This window comes from Virgibacillus sp. Bac330, from assembly GCF_003667845.1.
GTDB classification, from domain to species: Bacteria; Bacillota; Bacilli; order Bacillales; family Amphibacillaceae; genus Virgibacillus; species Virgibacillus chiguensis.
The window spans coordinates 3,756,219-3,770,352 of sequence record NZ_CP033048.1; the positions used below are offsets into that span (position 1 = coordinate 3,756,219).

General features: G+C 37.2%; 11 protein-coding genes. 5 read left to right on the forward strand and 6 right to left on the reverse strand.

Annotated elements, in window-relative coordinates:
- Nucleotides 1-557: 557 nt before the first annotated feature.
- Together argS and D9780_RS17430 are read right to left on the reverse strand one after the other, a co-directional pair.
- Complete coding sequence (argS, locus tag D9780_RS17425; RefSeq protein WP_121641001.1) at nucleotides 558-2,225, reverse strand: arginine--tRNA ligase; 1,668 nt, start codon at nucleotides 2,223-2,225, stop codon at nucleotides 558-560.
- Between the two features lie 318 nt (nucleotides 2,226-2,543).
- The gene (locus tag D9780_RS17430; protein WP_073008341.1) at nucleotides 2,544-3,221 is read right to left on the reverse strand and encodes a Crp/Fnr family transcriptional regulator; all 678 of its coding nucleotides are present in this window, start codon (nucleotides 3,219-3,221) and stop codon (nucleotides 2,544-2,546) included.
- 1,022 nt (nucleotides 3,222-4,243) lie between these two features.
- Here D9780_RS17430 and D9780_RS17435 point away from each other — a divergent pair.
- Nucleotides 4,244-4,564, forward strand: coding sequence for a helix-turn-helix domain-containing protein (locus D9780_RS17435; RefSeq protein WP_305847181.1), 321 nt, complete (start codon nucleotides 4,244-4,246; stop codon nucleotides 4,562-4,564).
- A 148-nt stretch (nucleotides 4,565-4,712) separates the two neighbouring features.
- Here the strand turns inward: D9780_RS17435 and D9780_RS17440 are convergent, their stop codons facing one another.
- Both D9780_RS17440 and D9780_RS17445 read right to left on the reverse strand, forming a co-directional pair.
- A complete protein-coding gene (locus D9780_RS17440) occupies nucleotides 4,713-6,425 on the reverse strand; it encodes a sensor histidine kinase (RefSeq protein ID WP_162985918.1) in 1,713 nt (570 codons plus the stop codon).
- Nucleotides 6,412-7,128, reverse strand: a complete 717-nt coding sequence (locus tag D9780_RS17445) for a response regulator transcription factor (RefSeq protein WP_121641004.1) — start codon at nucleotides 7,126-7,128, stop codon at nucleotides 6,412-6,414. The genes D9780_RS17440 and D9780_RS17445 overlap by 14 nt, the downstream gene beginning before the upstream one ends.
- Nucleotides 7,129-7,543: 415 nt before the next feature.
- On the opposite strand from D9780_RS17445, the gene D9780_RS17450 reads away from it, so the two are divergent.
- Nucleotides 7,544-8,236 carry an ABC transporter permease gene (locus D9780_RS17450; RefSeq protein WP_121641005.1) on the forward strand — a complete coding sequence of 231 codons (693 nt, stop codon included), beginning with the start codon at nucleotides 7,544-7,546 and terminating at the stop codon, nucleotides 8,234-8,236.
- Nucleotides 8,237-9,142, forward strand: coding sequence for an ABC transporter ATP-binding protein (locus D9780_RS17455; RefSeq protein WP_121641006.1), 906 nt, complete (start codon nucleotides 8,237-8,239; stop codon nucleotides 9,140-9,142).
- 143 nt (nucleotides 9,143-9,285) lie between these two features.
- Here D9780_RS17455 and D9780_RS17460 read toward each other — a convergent pair whose 3' ends face one another.
- Nucleotides 9,286-9,903 carry a fumarylacetoacetate hydrolase family protein gene (locus tag D9780_RS17460; protein ID WP_205601096.1) on the reverse strand — a complete coding sequence of 206 codons (618 nt, stop codon included), beginning with the start codon at nucleotides 9,901-9,903 and terminating at the stop codon, nucleotides 9,286-9,288.
- Between the two features lie 751 nt (nucleotides 9,904-10,654).
- Here D9780_RS17460 and D9780_RS17465 point away from each other — a divergent pair.
- Both D9780_RS17465 and D9780_RS17470 read left to right on the forward strand, forming a co-directional pair.
- Entirely contained in the window at nucleotides 10,655-11,539 is an 885-nt protein-coding gene (locus D9780_RS17465; protein WP_121641537.1) for a fructose bisphosphate aldolase, read from the forward strand.
- A 9-nt stretch (nucleotides 11,540-11,548) separates the two neighbouring features.
- On the forward strand, nucleotides 11,549-11,911 hold the full coding sequence (locus D9780_RS17470) for a ferritin family protein (RefSeq protein WP_121641008.1): 363 nt from the start codon (nucleotides 11,549-11,551) through the stop codon (nucleotides 11,909-11,911).
- Nucleotides 11,912-12,266: 355 nt separating this feature from the next.
- On the opposite strand, the gene D9780_RS17475 is transcribed toward D9780_RS17470, so the two are convergent.
- The gene (locus D9780_RS17475; protein WP_121641009.1) at nucleotides 12,267-13,796 is read right to left on the reverse strand and encodes a polysaccharide deacetylase family protein; all 1,530 of its coding nucleotides are present in this window, start codon (nucleotides 13,794-13,796) and stop codon (nucleotides 12,267-12,269) included.
- Between the last annotated feature and the right edge of the window lie 338 nt (nucleotides 13,797-14,134).

Below are 14,134 nucleotides of genomic sequence, written 5' to 3' on the forward strand. Positions count from 1 at the left end.
TGAGCGATTTCCGACGAACGGGAGCGAACTCTACGCGAGGGCGAGCGAGTTTTCGACGAGCGGGAGCGAATTACTCGCGAGGATGAGCGAGTTTCGATGAGCGGGAGCGAATTACTCGCGAGGATGAGCGAGTTTCGATGAGCGGGAGCGAATTACTCGCGAGGATGAGCGATTTCCGACGAACGGGAGCGAACTCTACGCGGGGATGAGCGAATTTACGACGAGCGGGAGCGAACTCTACGCGAGGATGAGCGATTTTTCGACGAACGGGAGCGCATTTCGCGCGGGGATGAGCGAGTTTTCGATGAGCGGGAGCGAACTACACGCGAGGATGAGCGATTTTTCGACGAACGGGAGCGAACTCTACGCGAGGATGAGCGATTTCCGACGAACGGGAGCGAACTCTACGCGAGGGCGAGCGAGTTTCGACGAACGGGAGCGAACTTCGCGCGAGGGCGAGCGCATTTCAGACGAACGGGATTTACCTTCTACATATTTTGCAATACAAATAGCCGAACAATTATCATTAGATTGTTCGGCTTCTCATGTAAAATATTTTACATTTTTTCTGGTGCATGTACACCAACCATACGAAGTGCGTTGTCAAGCGTTATTTTAACTGCTTGTAGCAACGCTAGCCTTGCTTTCGTTACTTCTAACTGACTTTCATCTAACACTTTCTCTGCATTATAGAAACTGTGCAATTGAGAAGCTACATCAAATGCGTACTGCGTTATTTTATGCGGAATTCGTTTCTCCGCGGCGTCCAACACCAGTTGCGGAAATGAAGCTAATAGCTTTAACAAGTTTATTTCACTCGTTTGTTTTAATAAAGAACTATCATACTTTTCATAAGCATACCCACTTGCTTCAGCTTTATCTAGTAACGTACAAATGCGTGCATGGGCATATTGTACATAATAAACCGGGTTGTCATTCGATTGGGAACGGGCAAGATTTATATCAAAATCCAAATGCGTATCACAAGAGCGCGTATTCATCATGTAACGCATGGCATCAACGCCTACGTCTTCCATTAGTTGCCTTAGTGTGAGCGCCTTTCCAGACCGCTTACTCATTTTCACTCGCTCGCCGTCTTCAAATAAATTCACCATTTGAATAATCTCCGTCTCCAACTTCTCTTTTGGATACCCTAATGCTTGGATTGCCGCTTCCATTCGCGGAACATAGCCATGATGATCTGCTCCCCATATGTTAATTAACTGATCAAAACCACGCTCCAGTTTATCATTATGATAAGCAATATCAGACGCTAAATACGTGTAGCTGCCATCTGATTTAATAACGACGCGATCTTTATCGTCGCCATATTTTGTCGTGCGAAACCATGTAGCACCATCCTGTTCATAAATGTCACCAGATGTGCGCATTTTATCAAGTGCTTGATCTACTTTGCCCTTTTCATATAAAGACATTTCCGAAAACCATTGGTCAAATGGCACCCGAAATTGGTTTAAATCATGCTCGATCTTTTTCAATTCAAAGGCTAATCCGTAGCGCCGAAAATAGGCTAAACGCTCTTCTTTCGGTTTGTGCAACCATACATCGCCTTCATCTGCAGCTAATTTTTTCCCAATATCGATAATGTCTTGCCCGTAATAGCCATCTGCTGGCATTTCCGCTTCTCGTCCTAGCGCTTGCATATACCGCGCTTCCACTGATAAAGCAAGGTTATGCATTTGATTCCCAGCGTCATTGATATAATATTCTCGCTCGACGTGATAACCAGCAGCTTCCAATACGTTACCAAGCGCATCTCCATAACTCGCACCACGAGCATGCCCTAAATGAAGATCCCCTGTAGGATTGGCAGAAACAAACTCAATTTGAATACGATAATCTTTCGTATCATGCTTGCCATAATTCGCTTGTTCTTCCAATATATATGGTACTAACGGTGTTAAATAATCATAGTCCATAAAAATATTAATAAAACCAGGTCCAGCAATGTCCACCTTCTGTATATATGTACCCGCTACATCGATGTGGTCGACAATAGCTTGGGCAATTTGTCTTGGCGGTTGCTTTGCCACTTTTGTTAGTTGCATCGCAATATTCGTTGCGTAATCCCCGTGCTGGTCGTTGTTTGGCTTTTCCAAGACAATTGGAGGAACATCCGATATTTTCTCTATCCACTCCGTTTTTAAAACCGCTTGCTGTATTACATTTCTTATTAGATCTTCCGCCTCCCGTAGAATATTCATTTTCTTTCCCTCCTTATTTGTTCAATAAATCACAATTATACATGATCGCTTGTTGCTTTTATTGGAAAAACTTAGACTGTCTCCAAGTCCTTATGGTGAAAGGCGTAGGTTTTGCTTATACTATGAACCTTTAAACTTTCATACTTTCCTACAGTGCAATGATATGACCTAAAGGCATCTAAACGAAAAAAATAAAGCGCTACTGCTTTCTAGCCTTCACCAGATAACAACTTCTCATTATCGTGAAACTTACAACACCACATTATAAGAGATAAATAGGTGTTCGCTCATGAACAGCCATACTGGTTTTATGGTTTCCTACACGGTAAAATAATCCCTATCATATATAATAAAACGCCTGTCCTTTAATATAAGAATACCGGATTTCTTTAAATCATTATAAATATGCGAAACAGTTTCACGAGACGCTCCTGTTAATTTCGACAGCTCCGTTAACGTCATTGGTAAATCGATAATCCACCTCCCGTTATCCTTATAACCAAAATCTTTGATCAAACATGCTAGAGACTGCTCTACCCTATCTCTTACGTTTGAAGTGGTTAAAGTTTGGAGGCGATTTTCATGATATTCCAAAATTTTCGATAAATGATGAATGATAGCGAAAATTTGCTTCGTATTATACATTGCCTTTTCTTCTAAAATTCTTGTGGGGATATAATAAACAACGATATCCGTTAGCGCAGATGCTGAGAAATGATAAAAATTATCTTTAAAGAAACCACCGTACGGAAACATATTATATGCTCTTACATAGTCAACATAAAGCATGGTTCCTTCCGAACTAACTTTTTCTAATTTTACAAACCCTTCCTTTAAAAAATAAATCCTCTCTCTAGGATCACCTTCCATAAATAATAATTGGTTCTTTTTATATGTTCTTAAAAACAAAAAGTTCTCTAAATCAAATAATTCCGCTCTCGTAAAATACGATAAAAATTCAAATTGACTATAGTCTATTGTTTCTTTCACTTTCATACTAGTATGCCACCCCCATAACTATGTAGAAGTGTAAAGCGAATTTTCAATCATATAAAACTTTTTCATCTTCTTCCCCGCTGTTTGTCGTCCCATATAAAAACTTGACATATTGCCAATTCTTTATAAAGAAAGACGTTGTATTATTCTTTATTCGATAGACCCTTACTTTTATACTTTTTATGGTGTAAAAGCTCATTTAGTATGTTTCATTTCAACTCGTCCGGTACACTTAAAAACTTTATTTTTGAAAAGCTTGCGATGCCATTATGGCGATGAAATGTCAATGTTTTGTGCTTATACGATAAATCCTAAAAGTGTTACACATTCCCAACGCGCAAGTGAAAGTAAGGAATAACGCATCGTTTTCCTTATCGTTCACCCTATAAGATAGCGCTTTCAATAATTGTTCGTTTTTGTTGTCTTTACAAACAATACATGATGAAGAACGCAAAATCGGAAATAGTCATTGTGACATAATAAATAGTGTTATTATTGTTTCAAGTCGACATAAGAAAAAGAACATCTATAAGGTAAATCGAATGAGCATATTTAATGAATTAAAACGTACTTAAAGCCTCGTTCATACCACAAGATCTAAGTTCTATTGCTGTTCTTATAGTTGTATGAGCAAATGTTTTACATAGTTTAAGGTAGACTTGATTTAGCGTCAAAATTGTAAGTAAAAGTCAAAATTCGCATTCTTTATAAGGTTGAAATCCTATTCAATCTCGCAATATGCGACGACATTTTTTCAAAATATCAGAAAAACTTGACTTACCGTCAAAAGCTTCATTGGAAAAGCCACCATTTTGTATATACGATAAAACCGAAAATTTTAACTTTCTAAATTAGAAGCATATTGGGCATACCTAAGTGATATAAAACATGCTTATTTCTAGGCACAATAAGCAAGGAACCGTCCACATTCCTAAAGGCAAATTACCAATTTGGTAATTAATTTTATAATAGCTTTTTTTCTTGATCATGTCAAGCAGTAAATTACCAAACTGGTAAAAGAGGTGAGCATTTTGAATGATATTGGAAAAAGACTCGTTCAATTAAGAAAATTAGAAAATCTAGATCAAAAGGAGGCAGCAAAACTGATAGGAATTTCTAGTGTTAATTTATCCCGTTACGAAAAGGGAAATCGAACTCCTAACCCCGACATGATAAAAAAACTAGCAAAATTTTATTGTGTGAAACCATCCTACCTAGCCTTTGGCGAAGAAGAGCATTTAAATTTTCTATCTGACATAACGAAAGAAGAAGCAAAAATGTTAAAAGATTATTTGATTAGAATTCGTGAAGAAAGACAAAAGCACGGAGAAGAAAATTTATAAGAAGAGATGAATGAATGATGTTCCAAAAAAATTAGGCTTGTAGTTTATAAGGAGCAAGGACCTGTAACATTAAATGTAACTGCTTAACTGTTTATAAATACATTTAATGTTACTACCTTGTTCTCTCTAATGATAAAGAGATCTATTCCTAACCCAAAGGCAATAAAATACGAATTACCGTCCCCTCTCCTGGCTTACTTTGCACCCGGATTGATCCATTGTGTAGTGCAATCAATTGTTTGGAAATCGCCATACCAAGACCTGTTCCGCTATCTGTTTCGGTGGTATTCGTACCTCGATAATAACGGGTAAATAAGCGGTTGACGGTTTCGTTATCCATGCCCACACCATTATCTACAATCTTAATCACCATTACATGCTGCTCGATCAACTCGGTGGATATGGTAATCATTGTCCCTGCAGGGTTATATTTAATTGCATTTGCTATGACATTATCCATAATTCGCTGAAACCATTTACGGTCAATGAAACCGATAATTTCGTTGTGAGATGGTTGAAAGCGAAGTTCCTTATCCGCATACAACTTATTGTTCATAAACTGAAGAATGGTTCTACGAATACATTCGTTCATGTCTGTCCGCTCTTTTGAAATAGGCAATTCTCGGTTTTTTAATTGATATGTTAAGTTTAAATCTTCAATCAGATCTTTCATATACGTTGATTTTTTGCTTATTACAGAGGCAAATTCTCTTATTTCAGCTTCATTCCAAGAATACGCATCAGACTCCATCATGTTCGCATATCCTTGGATAGAAGCCAACGGTGTTTTTAAATCGTGAGAGATACCACTCACCCATTCTTCCCTTGACCGTGATATACGTCTTCGTTCTACATCTCTTTCCCGTAGAATATCCGTTAATTGTGTTAACGTAAAGAATAGATCTTTATAAAGTCGATACTTTCTTTTTATGTCACCATATTTATTGAACAACATAGGTTGTCCAGTTCTTGGATGTACTGGTTGCTCATAGATGCCATGTCCAAGATTTTGAAGCCACCTTATAAACATAAGTAATGGGGAGCTAAATTTGTGTGCATACCAGTAAGTGGCCAATAAGAAAAACAAGATAACGAAAACAGCCACTACAATGACACTATTACTAATCTTCCCCTCCATGTTTCCTGCAAGGCTAGAAGAAGAAGTTGGCTCTTTTCCAACAATTAAAGTAAGTCGAGAAGGCTCATGAAAATAACTTTCCACATGACTCCATTTTTGATCCGCTTTGATAGCAATTAAATCTTCTGTCAGATAAGATGTTGGAGCATCTTTCCCATAGCTGTCTAATGTCTTTCCAGTATAATCCACAAGTAACGCCCAACCACCTATCTTATCCAGCTTCGTTTTTACCGCCCCTAAAAGCTCCAGCTTTTGATTCTTCCAGCTTATATTTTCTTTGATTGCTTGCATGATATTTTTTTGCCAGTTATGTTTGCCAAATACGACATAGTACTGCTTTTCTGCAAATTCTCCCCATACCCAGTATGTACTTATATTATTGTCTTCGGAATACAATAACGTTTCCATACGTTTGCCTTTCAAGCTTGGAGGGGTGTTATGAGAACCAATGACTTTGCCTTCTTCTGTTAAAACAGCAAGCCAACCATCTTGTTCTTCCACTCGTATTTTTAACCCCTGTTCGATCTCGGCCGTTCCTGCTTTTACTTCTACACGATTTTCAATAAATAGATCACTAGCCTTTGTCAGATCTTCCACTGTCTCTGTTTGTTCTGCGAAATAGGAGATTAAGATAAATATCGTTATGTTGAGTACAAACGCAAATACAAACAGCATCAGTAATTGCAAGAGCAATTGCACGATTAATCTTCTATGTATTTGCATGTGATGTACCATTTGGTATAAATTTATAACCAAGCCCTCTCACGGTAATTACATAGTAAGGCATACTTGGATTTTTTTCTATTTGTTCCCTTAATTTACGTATATGTACCATGACGGTATTATCTTCTCCTAAATACTCCTCGCCCCAAACTTGCTCATAAAGCTGGCTTTTACTAAACACTTGATTCGGGTGCTGACAAAAAAATAATAACAATTGATACACTTGTGCTGGCAATGTAACTTTTTTCCCTTTCAGCATCACTTCAGCAGACAGCGTGTTGATCCGTATATTCCCATCATCATAATATGTTTTTTGACGGTGAGCCGTTCGACCTTGCTTTCTCCGCAAGTACGCCTTTATCCGAGCGACGACTTCAAGTGGATTGAACGGTTTCGTAATATAATCATCCGCTCCCACCGCAAAGCCAGATAGCTTATCCAAATCGGACGTCCGAGCTGTTAAAAAGAAAATAGTTGCATCGGAAATAGCTCTAATTTTAGGGCAGACATCAAAACCATCCTCCCCAGGCAGCATGACATCTAATAGAATGACGTCGTATTGCTTACTTTTACACAGTTGGATAGCCCCTTCAGCCGTCTTTGTAACATCAATATGGGTGAATCCTTCTTTGCTTAATATAGTTTGTAGCATTTGTAATATGGCTTGTTCATCGTCCACAATTAATAATGGAGAATGTTGCATAAAAACACTCCTAACAGCAGTTTTATGATAGATATATTGAACCAGTTTAGAACTTGGCCTTTTATCAAAGTTTTTAGACGAATGCCTTCGTTTTTCTTACACTATAAACAAAATAGTGCAAGATGTGGCAGTTACAGCTGGACACGTCTCCATAGAAGATAACAGCATTTAACCACGATTGGATAAAAGCCCCTCTAAATATTGATTCACTTTATCTATTCTTTATCATACCATCGCCTTAAACAAAACATCGATCAATTAAGGAAAAATTAAGGTGCTAGTTGCTTCACGTTAAGGTTGGCTATTTATAATAGATTTACAGAGGTTGTTCAAAAAGTTCACTAAAGTGATATGCTCATGTTTCGAGCTAGCGCGTTTTGAACAGACCCTTACATAGGAATGAGGAGGAGAAGTCATGCTTGCCATTAGCAAAAGAGAATTTATCGAATCTTTTAAAGGAATTAAACCAATTATTATTATTGCTATATTTTTAATTACCGCCTATTATTCAGGCAAATTTTCCGATTTGCTGTTATCTGCAAATATTAATTTTACAGCTGAAGAACTAGAGGTCATTCACACAATTGCCATTTCCGGACTCTTAATTATATTTGGTATGCTATTTGTTATGGGACTATCACATGATACGATGAATCGTGAAATGCATGAGCGTACCATTCGTTTTTTAGTGACACGTACTTCACGCTCTGCCATCATTATTGGAAAGTTTTTAGGTATTTGGTTTTTTTGGATCGTTTGCTTAGTTACTTCCTTCATGGTCATTAGCATATTTGTACATAAATTTGACATGATTACTTTATTCCAGGCTACAAGCTTGGTTGCGTATTATCTTGCTCTCACTATTTTATTATCCGTACTCATCCCGAAATCAGGCTTTACCATGTTTCTTAGTATTGTACTTGGAATAGCATTTCCTATTTTTAATTCATGGACTGTACTCACTTCCAATGCTTGGATAAGCTGGATGAAATATCTACTTCCCTTTTATTATATAAATGAACGTAATTTTCATTTTATTGGGGTTTTATTATTAGTCGGAGTCATCTTATTTATTGCGATAGCAATATTTAACAGGAGGGGATGCTAAATGTTGGCTATTGAAACAAAGAAGTTAATGAAAACCTTTGGAAAAAACCACGTCGTTAACCAGATTGACTTGCAAGTGAAATCAGGAGAAATATTAGGTTTTTTAGGTCGCAATGGTGCGGGAAAATCGACTTTTATTAATATGCTAACAGGGATCATCCAACCTAGTTCGGGATCGTACTCTCTTTTAGACGTACAAGGCTCGAATGATGACATAAAAAAGCAGATTGGCGTCATGCCCGATTACTCTGCTTTATATGCTTCTATGACTGCGATGAAACATTTGAAGTTTTTAGCAGCTGTTTCTGAAAAGCCTGTATCTGATGAACGTTGTATGGACATATTAAAACTTGTTGGGCTTGAAGAACATGCGCATAAAAAAGCGGGCAAATTTTCATTTGGGATGAAAAAGAAGCTTGCTATTGCTCAAGCAATCATTCATGACCCGCAACTAATCTTCCTTGACGAACCGACGTCAGGCCTTGATGCTGAATCGGTTATTCACATTCATCATTTAATTCAGCAATTACATCAACAAGGAAAAACTATTTTTATGACATCCCACAATTTAGATGAAGTAGAAAAGATATGTTCCCGTATCGCTATTATGAAAGACGGAAAAATAGGCAAGATCGGCTCCATGGATGAATTACGTGCATACTATCAATCTACCATTACTGTAACTATTAAGCATTCACCAATCCGCTCTACTCATTTACCAACACTCGAACAATGGCTCACATTAACAGGCACACAGCTAGAAATGAAAACTTCCCAGTTTACGATTCATGTTACGAGTGAAAAAAAGATTGCGGAAATAATTCGCGCTCTTGGTAAATACAACATAGATATTTACCGCGTAGACGTAAATGAGCCTTCTCTGGAAGAAATATTTTTAGATGAGTAAAGCGGAGAAAATCGTTACTAAGAAAACAGGCTTTATAGTGAAAGCCGTACATTTTGTTTATACGATAGTACCTAAAAAAATAAGAATGGAAAGCAACCTTGCTAGTTCTAAATAATGAGCTGGCAAGATCTGCTTATGGTTTCCTATCGCACTTGAAAGCTTCCTTTTACTTCTTCGCCCCATTTCAATGCATACGTTTCACCATGATGAATTGGCCCGACGCCTTCAGGTGTGCCTGTATAAATAATATCTCCTGCTTTTAAACTAAAATTTGCTTGCAAGTAATCAATTATTGCTTGAAATGAGAAAATCATGGAAGCAATATTTCCTGTCTGCACTATCTCTTGATCACGTAATAAGGTGAAGTTGTTTTCTAAACAAGCTGTTTGTCCAGGAAAATCCCAGAAATTCGTATACACCGCCGCATTTTTAAACCCCTTTGCCAGAAGCCATGGATGCCCTTTCTTTTTCAGTTTTGTTTGCACATCGCGCAACGTTAAATCAATTCCTAAAGCCATTCTTGTCACTACATCATCCACTTTATCTCCTGCTGAAACATCTCTGCCAACATATAAAATAATCTCTAATTCATGATGGATTTCTCCTTGGTTAGCTGGAAAATCAATAGGAGTGCCATCAGCAATTACCAGCGAGTTGGTAGGTTTTGAAAAAATCAAGGGTTTTTCTGGTATATCGTTCCCTAACTCAACGGCATGATCTGCATAATTACGGCCAACGCAAAATATATTGTTTATTTTCATATGTATCCCCTCCGTTTAGATACTGATTTAAATCATTATTTTACTCGCATAACTTCTATATTAAACTTAAAATTATTTGTTGCGCATTGTTCTTATTTTTCTATTATTGTATCATACATGCTACAAGTCGGGGATCACAAACTACTTACAAAGCGTTTATGCAACATACAAGACACAATTACTAAGAGTTTTAATGTAAAATGAATTCAATTTCATGCGTTAAACTATATCCTTTTTGTTGTAAGTGCTACAATAATAGTAGATGAGCTGTTCATTTAAATGAAGCTGGCTTTTTGCGTTGTAGAACATATCTATCGGAACAAAAGGCGTAAGCGCCCGGTTAGCAACGTAGCGACTGGAACGAATCAACGAAAGTTTTAGGAAGCATGCTCCTGCAACAGGAGTATGCCGGCGCCCTCTGGCAAGCCCGTCTTTAGTCGGCCTTCCTATTTAGAACGAACCGATGATGACTTAGCTTAGGGCAATGGAGTGAAGTCGCCTAGTTGCTGAGCGCTGGAGCCGGACGTGGCTAAATAACTTAGTTAGTTTATCCACAGCTGCTACATTTTATAAATTCCTAGATCGTAAAAAAGCTGCTTGTGGCAGACATTTATTTCATACGGAACTTTTGAAATCAAAGGTTATATTCTCCTGATTGAACAGTCACTAAAATCTGTTGCTTCTGTCACCTTCTTATGTATAATTCGTTCTGAGCTGAAGAAGCTAGCACTATTACTAAAAAGGAGTGGAAATCATGCAACAACAATTTGAAAAAATGAAAAACGGCAAAGGTTTTATTGCCGCACTGGATCAAAGTGGGGGCAGTACACCAAAAGCATTAGCTGCTTACGGAATTTCTGAAGACGCTTATTCCAACAAAGATGAAATGTTTGATTTAGTACACGAAATGCGTACACGAATCATTACATCGCCTGCATTTGATTCAAATTACATTTTAGGGGCTATTTTATTTGAACAAACAATGGATCGTAAAATTGAAGGAATGTATACAGGCGATTACTTAGCTGAGAAAAAAGGGATTGTACCCTTTCTAAAAGTAGACAAGGGGCTTGCCGAGGAAGCCAATGGCGTCCAACTCATGAAGCCTATTACAGACCTTGATGAAACATTAAAACGGGCAAACGAACGCCACATATTCGGTACAAAAATGCGCTCTGTAATCAAAGAAGCAAATGCGGAAGGAATTAAAGCTGTAGTAGATCAACAATTTGACGTTGGTAAACAAATTATCGCTGCTGGTTTAGTTCCAATTATTGAGCCAGAGGTAGACATTAACAGCCCAGAAAAAGAAAAATGCGAACAGATGTTAAAAGTAGAAATTCTCAAACATTTAAATAACTTAACGAAAGATGAATTCGTGATGCTAAAATTAACCATCCCTACTGTACCAAACTTGTATAAAGAGCTTATCGATCATCCAAATGTTGTGCGTGTTGTTGCGTTATCAGGTGGTTATTCAAGAGATGAAGCAAATACCAAACTAAAAGAAAATGATGGATTAATTGCCAGCTTCTCTCGAGCACTTAGCCAAGATTTAAATGTTAACCAGACAGATGAAGAATTTAACCAAGCATTGCAACAAGCGGTTAAATCGATTTATGAAGCTTCCATTTAATGCATTTTCATGCTTTTTATAAAAAGAGTTTTCAATCCTTGGGGGGAGTTTTTATCCCCCCAAGGATTTTGTTTAGATGAGCGAATTGCATATTTAGTTGCTGTTATCCAAATCGAAGCCTTACTAACGTTATTTGACCGTTATCAAGTTGCCATACCAGAAGACGCTTCCGCAAAGTTCATAACAATCCCAGATAATATAAAAGCTGCCTATGATCAAGGTGTAGAAGGGAAAATAAATAATATTTCTATGTATGAAAGATGTTTAACGTATACTATTCCAGCCGATTTGCAAGCTGTTTTCTCTCCGTTACGAAATGCCTCCTTCAATCATTTACAAGCATGTGAAAATGGGCTCGTCAGACATTCATGAGAAATAATGTTGGAAAGGACTTATTAAGACAAAGGGACAAGTACCCGTTTAGCAACGAGCAAATGGAACAAACCAACGAAAGTTTTAGGGATCGCAGTGAGGTATGAACCGATGGTGACTTATTTTAGGATAATGAAGTGAAGTCACCTCGTTGCTGGGCGACGGGGCTGAACAGGGCTAATCATTATTCGTTATCTCAAGCACCTAATTTTAAGCTTTCTTATCCTGTTAAGAAAGCTTCATTGGTAAAACTTTATGGCGAAGTCCTCCATCTTTTTGCTTACACTATAAACCTTGAAATTCTACACTTTCTTATAATGCAATGAAAAAGAGAGACAATGTCCCTCTTTTTCTGCTAATTTTTCCTTATTTCCGAAACAGTTACCAATTCATAACCTTCTCCAACTAAGTAATCCAATACGGATTGCAGCCCATTTACAGTAGATGTATGTATATCATGCATCAACAAAATAGAACCATCTGTTGTATGACTTTTAACTTCATTTAGAATTGCCACTGGATCAAGCGACTCCCAATCTCGTGTATCAACAGTCCAAAGAATGGATGGTAAACCTACAATTTGCTCTATATTTCCATTTGTCGCTCCATACGGTGGACGAAATAAAGTAGGATTTTTCCCCGCAGCATTACGGATAGCTTCATTGGCCTTATCTATTTCTTGTCTTATTCCTGCTACCCCTAATTTTGTTAAATCTTTATGGCTCCAAGTATGGTTACCTAATTCATGCCCTTCATCCTTCATTCTTTTAACGACGGTTGCATTTGCAGCTACTTTATTTCCCAGCATAAAAAATGTTGCTTTCGCGTTATACTGTTTTAGTAGATCAAGCACCTTTGGAGTATTTTGCGGATGTGGACCATCATCAAATGTAAGAGCAACTCGCTTCTGATTCGAAGAGTGACGCTTTTCTTCATTGACTGAGGAAGAATTTGAATTTTTTTCTTCCTGCTTTACAGCCGAATTCGCTTGCTTATCCTCTGTGTCTTCTTTATCCTCCGTGCTTTTATTATTCTCTGTACTATCATTATCCCCGGTATTTACTTTGTTCTCAGTACGTTTATTATTCTCTGTATTATTACTATCCTCAGTGCTTTCATCTCTAATCATATCTTTCCACTCATCTGTTAGTACATCTTGCATTTTCGATAAAGGGATAGCGATTTCCGCTTCTTTATCTATCACTTTATTATTATCAAACTGAAAAACGATCGATTCATCTGCAAGATACATATTGGAAAAATTGTTGTCCTTATCATAGACCCACTCGGATAATTTTTTTCTAGAAAAGTGTTCTCTATATGTATCAGATTGTTCAAATGCATGCTTCAACAATTGAAAAAGAGTATCTCGGTTCTGTTCTGTATCTTGTAGGATATCAGTTTGATTTATGTAATTACTATTCTTGCTATCTACTATAATGATGTCAGATAAGTCTTGACATTGCTTTTCATGTAAGCAACTCTTTTCATGCATTGCAACAGAATAAATGTGATCTGAAAACTTTTGCATGTCTGAACGGATAGCGAGTGTCGCCTCTTGACTCTTTAATTGTTGTTTATTTTTTTCTACATCGTGTAAAAAGTCTTCTTTAGCTATTTTTACAAATTCTTTCATTTTTTGGTTTAATTTCTTACTCTGAAACTGCGGATAATCAATCTCCATGCTATATACTTTGTCATGTGCTTTTTCAGTAACAACCTGAACTTCTGGATAATTAGGATGCGCTTTTTTTTCACTACTCGCCGTAGTATGGGTAGCAGCAACATCCTTATCTATAGATTTAAACAATGAGCTAACTGTTAATCCAATGGCAATCAATCCGATAACTATCAGTATTCCGTATGTCAATTTAGTGGGCTTCATCACTAATACTCCTTTTGCTTACTGTGTATCCGTTGAGCTATTTCTCCTGGGTAGGACATTTATATGAAAACAAACTTTCATTCCCTTATAAACCAAGGTTGAGATGAATGCACATCTACCAATCGTTTATAAGCATCGCTCTTCCATAAAAGATAACCTCTTATTATTTCTACAATAAGATATAAACCTCTTTTTTTATAAATATTCATTTCTACTAAAATATATGGAATTATATAGTTATTTTACACGATAAGCGGGGCATAGGTCATCTTATATCATTACATTTCACTGTAAAGCGAATTTTCAATCAAATGGGGGCGATAGAATATTATTAGCCA